The sequence below is a fragment of the Bradyrhizobium sp. genome (assembly GCF_035701725.1).
In the GTDB taxonomy this organism is placed as follows: Bacteria; Pseudomonadota; Alphaproteobacteria; order Rhizobiales; family Xanthobacteraceae; genus Bradyrhizobium.
The window spans coordinates 1-9,459 of record NZ_DASSRP010000154.1 but is presented as its reverse complement, the minus strand read 5'-3'; the positions used below and the strand labels follow the sequence as shown (position 1 = coordinate 9,459).

At 59.7% G+C, this 9,459-nt stretch carries 11 protein-coding genes; 4 read left to right on the top strand and 7 right to left on the bottom strand.

The window, feature by feature from the left end:
• Positions 1-517: 517 nt before the first annotated feature.
• Together VFL62_RS08805 and VFL62_RS08800 are read right to left on the bottom strand one after the other, a co-directional pair.
• Positions 518-1,687: an IS91 family transposase gene (locus VFL62_RS08805; RefSeq protein ID WP_325171984.1), complete on the bottom strand. Its 1,170-nt coding sequence runs from the start codon at positions 1,685-1,687 to the stop codon at positions 518-520.
• 15 nt (positions 1,688-1,702) lie between these two features.
• Positions 1,703-2,563 carry a site-specific integrase gene (locus VFL62_RS08800; protein ID WP_325171983.1) on the bottom strand — a complete coding sequence of 287 codons (861 nt, stop codon included), beginning with the start codon at positions 2,561-2,563 and terminating at the stop codon, positions 1,703-1,705.
• A gap of 74 nt (positions 2,564-2,637) precedes the next feature.
• On the opposite strand from VFL62_RS08800, the gene VFL62_RS08795 reads away from it, so the two are divergent.
• Positions 2,638-3,081, top strand: a complete 444-nt coding sequence (locus VFL62_RS08795) for a GNAT family N-acetyltransferase (protein ID WP_325171982.1) — start codon at positions 2,638-2,640, stop codon at positions 3,079-3,081.
• Positions 3,082-3,512: 431 nt separating this feature from the next.
• Entirely contained in the window at positions 3,513-3,944 is a 432-nt protein-coding gene (locus VFL62_RS08790; protein WP_325171981.1) for a DoxX family protein, read from the top strand.
• A 390-nt stretch (positions 3,945-4,334) separates the two neighbouring features.
• Here the strand turns inward: VFL62_RS08790 and VFL62_RS08785 are convergent, their stop codons facing one another.
• Positions 4,335-4,475: a hypothetical protein gene (locus VFL62_RS08785; protein ID WP_325171980.1), complete on the bottom strand. Its 141-nt coding sequence runs from the start codon at positions 4,473-4,475 to the stop codon at positions 4,335-4,337.
• A 185-nt stretch (positions 4,476-4,660) separates the two neighbouring features.
• Here VFL62_RS08785 and VFL62_RS08780 point away from each other — a divergent pair, with 185 nt between their 5' ends.
• Positions 4,661-4,771, top strand: a complete 111-nt coding sequence (locus tag VFL62_RS08780) for a helix-turn-helix domain-containing protein (protein ID WP_325171979.1) — start codon at positions 4,661-4,663, stop codon at positions 4,769-4,771.
• 66 nt (positions 4,772-4,837) lie between these two features.
• On the top strand, positions 4,838-5,830 hold the full coding sequence (locus VFL62_RS08775) for a tyrosine-type recombinase/integrase (RefSeq protein ID WP_325171978.1): 993 nt from the start codon (positions 4,838-4,840) through the stop codon (positions 5,828-5,830).
• A 106-nt stretch (positions 5,831-5,936) separates the two neighbouring features.
• Here the strand turns inward: VFL62_RS08775 and VFL62_RS08770 are convergent, their stop codons facing one another.
• From VFL62_RS08770 to VFL62_RS08755, 4 genes are all read right to left on the bottom strand, one after another.
• Positions 5,937-6,245 (bottom strand): hypothetical protein, encoded by a 309-nt coding sequence (locus tag VFL62_RS08770; protein ID WP_325171977.1) that lies wholly within the window; start codon positions 6,243-6,245, stop codon positions 5,937-5,939.
• A gap of 41 nt (positions 6,246-6,286) precedes the next feature.
• A complete protein-coding gene (locus VFL62_RS08765) occupies positions 6,287-6,586 on the bottom strand; it encodes a hypothetical protein (protein WP_325171976.1) in 300 nt (99 codons plus the stop codon).
• Positions 6,587-7,535: 949 nt separating this feature from the next.
• A complete protein-coding gene (locus tag VFL62_RS08760; RefSeq protein WP_325171975.1) occupies positions 7,536-8,126 on the bottom strand; it encodes a recombinase family protein in 591 nt (196 codons plus the stop codon).
• Positions 8,127-9,042: 916 nt separating this feature from the next.
• Positions 9,043-9,459 (bottom strand): hypothetical protein (locus tag VFL62_RS08755; RefSeq protein WP_325171974.1); only part of this gene is annotated, 417 nt, incomplete at its 5' end.

The following is a 9,459-nucleotide window of genomic DNA, read 5'->3' as shown; positions in this document are numbered from 1 at the left end:
CCGCAAGGACGCTGTGCGCCGGCTAACGCCGGTCGCCTGCGGCGATCCTTGCCGCGGCCTGCCGCAGTGGTCCTTGTTGAGCGTAGGTCGGGACGAAGCAACGGTCCCTTCGGTCGAACCAAGCAACGGCGATTTGAGCCGTGTCCCCGTGGGGGCATTCTCTACGTGATAATCGTGAGGTTTCTACGAGATCGCCCGGCACGACATCAGCCGCCGGTATCGCCGAATGCGATCTCGTAGAAACCCGATTGAGCTAAACCGCGGGCCGCCGACGGGCTATGGGGAATTGATCCGGGCCGGCGGCGGCGTGGTGGTCAATTCCAAGAACGGTGGGGCGGGACCGGTCGGGCGATCGCCGCGGGCAAAGCAAGGGCCTGACGCTTTTTCAGGGCAGCGCCATCCAACGCGGCAGCGCAAGCCTCATCTTGACTGTTATCTCGCGCACGGGTTCGGAGCGTCGGCGTTGCCGCGGCGCAGGCCATGAACGCGGTGATCATCGCAGAGCGATCGACGCCGCTCATGAGCTGTCGTGCCAAGCGGACGAGCTTGTCGGCCGCGGTCGCGGGAACCAGCCGATCGGCTCCATGTGTCCGCCGCAGGCCGGACAAAGATCGGCTGCGAGATCGGGAGGCCGCTCGCTCTCCTGGCGGTGTTGCGGGGCCACGGCAGCAGTGACGGCGAGCAGCGCGCGGCACTGTGCGAGCTTTTCGGCACGACCGCGATTGGCGAGGAAGCCGTAATGGCGGATGCGATGGAACCCGTCCGGCAGCGCGTGTAGCAGGAAGCGACGGATGAACTCGTCGGCCGCCAACGTCATCACCTTCTTCTTGTTATGATGCCGGTAATCGCGCCAGCGGAAACTGACCTGGTCGCCGACAAGAGCGATAAGCCGGCTGTTGGCGATCGCGACACGGTGCGTGTAGCGCCCAAGATAGGCAAGCACCGCCTTGGGGCCGGCGAAAGGGCGCTTGGCGTAGACAACCCACTCGATCCGCCGCAGCGCGGCCAAGCGCCGGACGAACACGGCCGGGTCGGCGAGTGCGCCGAAGAAGCCGAGTTTTCCGGCCTCGAATGCCGCTCCGAGCTTATCCAGGAACAGCCGCCCGAACAGCCGCGACAGCACCCGCACGGGCAAGAAAAAGCCGGGCCGGCAAGAGGCCCAGCGCGTGTCGTCGAGGGACAAGCCGCCGCCGGGGACAAGGCAATGAACATGCGGATGATGCTGCAGGTTTTGGCCCCAGGTATGGAGCACGCCGATGAAGCCGATCTCGGCGCCGAGATGGCGCGGGTCGGCGGCGATCGTGGTCAGCGCTTCGGCCGCCGCCTTGAACAGGATCGCGTACACCGCCGCCTTATTCTGAAAGGCGATTTCGGCGGCCGACGCCGGCAACGTAAAGACGACGTGGAAATACGGCACCGGCAGCAATTCGGCTTGGCGCTCGGCCAGCCATGCCGCCCGCGCCGAGCCCTGACATTTCGGGCAATGGCGGTTGCGACACGAATTGTACGCGATGCGGACGAGGCCGCAGTCGGTGCAGCGTTCGACATGGCCGCCGAGCCGCGCGGTCCGGCATGTCTCGATCGCCGTCATGATGTGACGCTCGACCCGACCGAGGTGGCCGGCATGCGCTTGACGGTAAGCCTCGCCATGATGGCGGAAGATGTCCGCCATCTCCAATGCGGGCATGGTCGAAGCCGCGGATTAGGCTGGCGGCGGTTCCTCCAGCCTCAGCCGATCGAACGGGCTCGTGACGTTGGCGATCGTCGTGCCGGTGACCTGCGTGTAGCGGGCCGTGGTCGACAGATCGCGATGACCGAGCAGCACCTGGATCGTGCGGATATCGGTGCCGGCTTCGAGCAGGTGGGTGGCGAAGTTGTGACGCAGGGTATGGACAGTGATCGACTTGCCGAGCTTGGCCGCCACCCGAGCGTTGCGGCATGCCCACTGCAGCACACTCGCATCGAGCGGGCGGCTCTCGTCCTGACCCGGGAACAGCCAATGCAGCGGCCGTGCTTCCCGCCAATAGCCGCGCAGGACAACGAGCAGCTGCGGTGACAGCATGATGTAGCGATCCCGGCCGCCCTTGCCCTGTTCGAGCCGGATCAGCATGCGGCTGCTGTCGATGTCGGTGAGTTTTAAGTGCACGACCTCGGAAACTCGGAGCCCAGCGGCATAGGCGGTCATCAGCGCCGTCCGGTGTTTCAGGCTCGGAACCGCCGACAGAAACCGCGCAACTTCGTTGGCGCTCAGGATCACCGGCAGCTGCCGGCGCTTGCGTGCATAGGGAATGCGCTCGACCATCGCGGTGCGGCCGAGCGTGATGCCGTAGAAGAAGCGCAGCGCGCAGACGGCGACATTGAAGCCCGCCCACGAGATACCGGTCGTGGTGAGGTGGATCTGGTAGGCCCGGATTTCCGACAGCCCGAGCCGGTCGGGCGATCGATTGAAATGCCGGGCGAATTTCGCGACGGCGTGCACATAACAACGCTGCGTCACCGGTGACAGGTTGCGGACCTGCATGTCCTCGACCATCCGGCGGCGTAGCGGGCTTATCTCTGCCATCGAGCAATCTCCTGGTGTAGGTTGCTTTGACGGCAAAAGGGCAAGCCCCGCGCCTCCGCGTGGCAAGGGTGTGTATGCTACCGGACACCTTCAGGACTACTCGCCTCCTGTTGCGGCCAGTGGCGGTCGAGGACACCGACGCGATTTTCGATACCTATGGCCGGGACGAGGAGGTCGGCCGCTACGTGATATGGCGGCCGCACCGCAATCGGAAGGAAACGCAAGCCTACATCGAGCGCTGCATTGCGACCCCGCACGAGGTCGAGCGCACTTACATGTTGGTAGGCTGCGACGACCATTTCATCCGGGGTGCCCTTGCGTTGCGCCACCGCGCTCCGCATCGCCTTGATTGCGGCTATGTGCTGGCACGCCGTTGGTGGGGGCAAGGCTTGATGACCGAGGCTCTGTCCGAGGTTGCAGTCTGGGCTCTAAGCCAGCCGTCGATCTTTCGCATCGGCGCAATGTGCGACTGGATAACATCGGCTCAGCCCGAGTGTTGGAAAAATCAGGGTTCGTGAGGGAAGGAGTTCTGCAACGCTGGCTGGCCCATCCAAACATCAGCAACGAGCCACGCGACTGCTATAGTTACGCCCGTGTGCGTCGATGATCTCAATTTAGTTTTTGACTTGCAGCTTTGCTACCGCATAGCGGTTTAGTTCAATCGGGTTTATCGCGAGAGACCGAAGCGGCCGTGAGTCGAAGGACGAGTAACTGCCCATGCCCCGTCAGCTGCCGTTCGCGGCACCATCCGGGATCGGCTCAGTTGGGTGGTGAAGAGACGTTGGCCGGCAGCCACGGGAACGGGTAAGATGCGCCGAAAAACGGTCACTCCGCGTATTGAGTTTCGCTTCCATCATGCGGAACGCCGTTTGCTAGCGAGGCGCTCATTCGTTAACGTTATCCCCAGAGCGGTGTTCGTTGGCAAAAAAAGCTCAAAGTGGAGAGATCGATGACAGCACTCTATGCCCGCCTTGACCAGGCGAGCCCGTATGTTCTGAGCATTCTCCGCATCATCACCGGCCTGTTGTTTTTGCAGGCCGGCTTGCAGAAATATTTTGCTTTCCCGTCGCACGTGACCTTCGCGATGCGACCGCTTCTCTACGTGCAGGGGATCATTGAGATCGCTGGCGGCGTCTTGCTGACGGGCGGACTCTATACTCGCATCGTCGCGTTTATTCTGTCGGGTGACATGGCTGCCGCCTACTTCACGGCGCATTTGCCGCGCTCCTTCTATCCTGCGGTAAATGGCGGGAATCTCGCAGTCATGTATTGTTTTGCCTTTCTCTACATCTTCTTCGCTGGCGGCGGACCTTGGAGCCTCGATCGCGTTATCTTGAGGAAGGATTGGGCCGATTGGCAGGCTAGGCGAACCGCTGAATGAAAAGACGGGACGCCGTATAAGCGATCGCGCATCGAGCACTGAGCGGTCAGCCGGGCCGCTCGATGCGCGCAGGCCGTGGGGGCGGGGACGAGCGACCGCTTTGGGTGCAGACCGTGTGAAAACTCGGATGCAGCACCAATCGACGCAATATAAGAAACGCTAGTAGAGCTAATGGGACGTATTGTTGTGTATTCTTCTTCTTCAACGACACATTCTGGCTTCACAGCGGAGTGGCGACGAGTTTCCACGGCCTCGGTGGAAAGCCGACCTTCGGCGTCCGCCATTGGTGCGAAAATCTAAAGACTTTGGCGGCGGACCCGCGCGCGCCGATTGGCGCTATTGTGGTGGGGACCTGAAGTGGTCGCGCACCAAATCTGCCGCGCCCTCAGTTCACTCGCGGTTGCCGATGAATTTTTGGGCATTTGGACATTGGCCCGCCGGCGGACAGAGGATGTCGATCAGCGGTTTGGCGCAGGCCGGGAGCGTCAGTATCGCGCCGGCCACAATCAGGCGAATGATGATGCGCCTCATTTTGATCCGCTCCTCTTGTTGCACAGCGCGTCGGGTGAAAGCAGTGGCTTTTGCTTAATTTTTGTTAGGGACAGCGCGTCATTTCGTCATGAAAAGCGCAAGACTGCGCGTCGCGCAAATCGCGTGCGACTAAAGGTCGACGGATACGTCCTCGATGTCGCGCGCGGCGCGGCCCAGCACCGAGCGTGACCCAAGTCGCACACCGTCTCGGCGTCTCTCCGGCGACGCTCTATCGCTATATCCCCGCTGCGCGCACCGCGAATTCTGGGCGGTTCCGGCGATTGATCATCGCATAGGCGTTTGCTTGCGGATCGGCGGACTTTATTCTTGATAACCGATTTTATCAAGAATAGAATATGGACATGTCAGAGCCGCCGCCCGCCGACCTCCAGATCGACACCCAGCTGCCGGCATCGATCGTCCCGGCCGAACGGCTGCTGACCGCCGCCGAGTTTCACCGGCTGGCCGACGTCCCGCCGGAGTTCGAGTGGTTCGCCAATATCAGGAACGTCCATACCCGGCGCGCCTATGAGAACGCGATCGACGACTTCACGCGTTTCGCCGGTATCGTGCGGCCGGAGGAATTTCGCACGGTGACGCGGGCGCATGTGATCGCCTGGCGCGACGATCTCGAGCGCCGTCAGCTCGGCGGCGCCACGCTGCGGCATCGCCTCGCGGCGCTGTCGTCGCTGTTCGAATATCTCTGCGAAAAGAACGCCGTCAGCCACAACCCGGTCAAAGGCGTCAAGCGCCCCAAGGTCGAAAGCGGCGAAGGCAAGACGCCGGCGCTCGGCGACCATCAGGCGCGCGAGCTGCTCACCGCCCCCGGCGAGGACACCATGAAGGAAAAGCGCGACCGCGCGATCCTGTCGACCTTGCTCTATCACGCGCTACGCCGCGAGGAGCTGTGCAAGCTCAAGGTCAAGGATTTCAGAAACATGCGGCGGGGTGTCCCGCACCTGGTCGTCTCCGGCAAAGGCGAGAAGACCCGCTATCTGCCGCTGCATCCCGGCACCAATGCGTTGATCCACGACTATCTCGACGTCGCCGGCCACGGCGAGGACGAGCAGGGGCCGCTGTTTCGGCCGATCCGCAACAACCGTACCGGCCGGACCGACAAGGCGCTCAATCCCGACATGATCTACAAGCTGGTGCAAAAATATTCCGCGGAACTCGGCTTTGAGATCGGTGCACATGCGCTCCGGGCCACGGCGGCCACGAATGCACTCGATCACCAGGCCGACATCGCCAAGGTGCAGGAATGGCTCGGCCACGCCAACATCGCCACCACCCGCATCTACGATCGCCGCAAGACCCGGCCCGAGGACAGCCCGACGTTCAAGGTGGCGTATTGATCGGGCACACGGGTGACATTCTGATCGGGCGCCTACACTGAAAAGCCCGATAACAGCGATTCTGGAAACTAAGCCGTATAGACGCCAACGAAGCCGTTATCGGCAGTTACGTTCTTTCTACACCGAAATAAAACCCCACCACTGCTCCGACTAATCCAACAATTGGTGTAAACAACATTTCACCGACGTCTTTAATATCATGTACTTGTCGGCCTGATAAAAACGCCCAAAACAATCCCAATATTATCATAATTATACAAGCTACCAGTGATCCGGCTAATCCAATTCGCGAATACTCGCGGAATCGTCGTTCATCGAACGGTATGGTGGGGATTTTGGCGAGTCCGGGGGGAACCTGAGCCTCTTTAGTAAGATCAAGAATTTCAGGCTCCGCGAGATTTCTCTCGCCGCTCACTTGCTCACATCCCCACCAACCGCAGCGCAATGGCTAAGTTATCAGGTGACCACTAGCTGCGTCTTAGTTTTGTTCTTCTCCTCGACGATGATCTTTGATCCTTCGCGTTCCTTCTCCAGCAAAAATGCCTCTAAGCTTATGGCATGCCGCAACACTTCTGTCATAGAAGTGCCCTTCATCTTAGCCACCTGTCGCAATGTGTTCACCACAGCGGCGGGCAGATTTGCTGAAATTTTTACGAAATCGTCCTGTGATTCGTCGTGCGTTCGGGTGTCATTGCTGGCCATCTCGATCTCCTTTTCTGCCTCATCACTTCCATCTCGTTCGTGCAGGGGGGACACGAACGACCTCCAACGATGGGGGAAGCATGTCCGCCGACGGGCAAGGCATTACGCACTCGCCGCCAACACCCCGCATTATGCATTTGCTCCATACCATGTCCATATATAATATGGTTTAGATGCGAACCAACGGCTTGCCCCAGAGGCTTGGGCACACCACATTTTATCCATATGTGGTATGGTTAGGATGGTTCTGTTGATTGAAATACGCGGTTAACCGCGACAGGCAAGGAGCCTTTGCGTGACAAAATTTCCGCTGACAACAATATATAGTTCAGTCTACGCGCGCCTATTTCTGCCTCCACCACATCATACTGCGGTATTAATCGCAGAATGGATAACGGCTAAAGAAGAAAAGGAGGAAAAACGAACAGCGTCATCATTCGTGAGATACCAGACTGCCACAACAAACCTTCTCAATGATGATGAAGCGCGTGACGTGATGAAAGCGTTGTTGTACGCCCGTCGCGCTATCCTTGGTGACTAAAATTGTTCGCGGAAATCAAGATTTTGTGCCGCATGAATGGCGGAAAAAAACGCCGAAAGCGCAAAGGGCCAACTTGATTCGCTAGCTGTATCGTCGGTAAGAGGGTTAGAAGCGGACAATCTTCCAACCCAACTGACAATCTTGCGTTCCCAAGCTGACAATCTTCCATCAGTGAGAGCTGGTTCACACAGGTGCGCGTAAAGGTCGGTATATGATCGGGACGGCAAGGTTCGGGGGCTTTGTCCTCGAACCCTGCCGCTAACGATGCGGAGTATAAGAAATGTTACTCATACCGTTGCGCCTCGATCTCCGGTTCTGGCGGTGGAAGATCACCGTTCGGGTAGCCCGGCTGTCGTAGGCGCGTCACGGGTCGGGGGGTGTCTCCGTTGCTCGCAACAGCGGGGGCAGCCCCTGACCGATATACTACGTAACACGGCAGAGAATCGTCCAGTGTGAGATAGCTCACACTTGACGATTTTCTTGGCCTAGCCGGGAAATCGTCGCCCGCCCGACATTGCAAGCTTCGGCGAGTTCCTTGAGCGTGGCTCCTTCCGCGCGCCGCCGCCGTGCTTCTTTCTGCTGCTGTGGTGTCAGCTTCGGCGGTCGGCCCATATGCTGGCCGCGCGCCTTGGCCCGGCTCCTGCCTTCGGCGGTGCGCGTGCGGATAAGGTCGCGCTCCACGTCGGCTAGGCCGCCGAGAACAGCAATCATCAAGCGCCCGGTGCTGGTGCCGGTGTCGGCCCACGGTTCCGCCAAGGATCGGAATTGTGCGCCTGCATCGACGATCTGCTTGACGATGGCGAACAGGTCGAAGGTCGAGCGGGCCAATCGGTCAATGCGCGTCACCGTCACCACGTCGCCGGGGCCGAGGGCTTTGAGCATTTTGAGAAGCTCGCGCCGGTCGGCCCGCGTGCCTGTCACCTTCTCGCGGTAGATATTTCGGCTGCTGCATCCGGCGGCGCGTAGCTGGTCAAGCTGGGCGTCGAGGGTCTGCCCGTAGGTGCTGACGCGGGCATAGCCGAGAGGGCGTTTTTGCGGTTTGGTTTCGGTCATATGTTACGGAAACTCCAACCCCTTGATCGGGCAGGGGCAAGGAAAAAGCCCAGAAGTCTTGAATTCTGCACGCCTACGCGGTTCCCAACGACTTCCCGAGGCAGGCCGGTCGGTCCTTTTGTGGTAGCTCGTTTCCCATATTATGCTGACCAGCAATTTTGGATGAGAAATTGGTCTGATGCATCCGACGTGGACAGATCACAACGATTTAAATTTCTGGCTTTGGGCGTGTCTGGAAGACGCACACGTTTTTTTAGAGTCGAGTCGACAACACTCGGCCGCGATTAAGGACCTCTCTAAAAACTGGCCTCAGTCAAATGCAGAACGTCTTGCTGCGCAGGCACGCCTCCGTTTAAGCACGTATCACTTTGTGATGACGACAGGGACTTTAGTTAAAACTCTCACGCGGCTTGTGCCTTTGTTTCCTGCCGTTCAGCTTCCATTTGACGCGGCCGAGCATTTGAAAAGAGAGGGGCTCGACCTCCGAAATATGATTGAACACTCTGAGATAAACTTGGCCGCCGCCAAAAAAGGCACCCCGCGCGGCGGGTTTGTCAGGAAGTCTAATCTGTTGCCGGAGCTACCCGGAAGCCGGGGGGGTACAGCGGACGCTACCTCGCTTATCATTGACCAAAACGGACATTGGCTCGGCGGGCGTCTTAACGTAGAGCGCATAATCGCCGAAGTGCGCGCCATATACGAAGTGGCCCAAGGGATTTCTGCTCCTTCCTCATATCGGCCGAGTATCTAGATGTTGTGCCGGCGGCCCTCTGCGCGGGCTGCGGGCGGTTTCCATAACACCCGGGATGCGATTTTTTGCGACACATTCCCGGCGCCCTGTTTCTCGTTTCCTTTAAATCTTGTAGGGCAGGGGGTGGCACCCCGCGGGCGGCCGCTTCGAATTCGATCGTTCGTGTTAAAGAATTCGCGACCGAGAGAGTGCAAGCTGTCCCGTGTGATACCAGAGATCGACATCAGGCGCGCCGCCAACCTGATGCTCAAGCGGTACGGCGATAAGGCCCTCGAGGAAAGCGCCTCGCGCGCCCATGAACTTGCTACCCAGGACGATTACAACGGCGCAGCGATTTGGCGCCGGATCACCGACGCCGTCAGCGCCGAAGTAGTGCACGATTTTCAAAATCCCTCGGGGGGCTGAATTTTTGTCGCCCCGCGGCGCGGCCTGAAAAAAAGGTTTTCCCGCGCGCGTTCGCCAAAAATCCCCTATAATTGCCGTCGCCCGAGAAGGGCGGGGCAGCACCGGTGCGCGAACACCGGCGCCGCCCCTGACCACCAATCGTAGGAGCGCTACGATCAATGGCTGACCAAGATTTAA

What these genes read in the sequence shown, in the direction of transcription:
- VFL62_RS08805 (WP_325171984.1), bottom strand. Translation starts at nt 1,687, where the DNA reads ATGCCCGCATTGGAGATGGCGGACATCTTCCGCCATCATGGCGAGGCT.
- VFL62_RS08800 (WP_325171983.1), bottom strand. Translation starts at nt 2,563, where the DNA reads ATGGCAGAGATAAGCCCGCTACGCCGCCGGATGGTCGAGGACATGCAG.
- VFL62_RS08795 (WP_325171982.1), top strand. Translation starts at nt 2,638, where the DNA reads ATGCTACCGGACACCTTCAGGACTACTCGCCTCCTGTTGCGGCCAGTG.
- VFL62_RS08790 (WP_325171981.1), top strand. Translation starts at nt 3,513, where the DNA reads ATGACAGCACTCTATGCCCGCCTTGACCAGGCGAGCCCGTATGTTCTG.
- VFL62_RS08785 (WP_325171980.1), bottom strand. Translation starts at nt 4,475, where the DNA reads ATGAGGCGCATCATCATTCGCCTGATTGTGGCCGGCGCGATACTGACG.
- VFL62_RS08775 (WP_325171978.1), top strand. Translation starts at nt 4,838, where the DNA reads ATGTCAGAGCCGCCGCCCGCCGACCTCCAGATCGACACCCAGCTGCCG.
- VFL62_RS08760 (WP_325171975.1), bottom strand. Translation starts at nt 8,126, where the DNA reads ATGACCGAAACCAAACCGCAAAAACGCCCTCTCGGCTATGCCCGCGTC.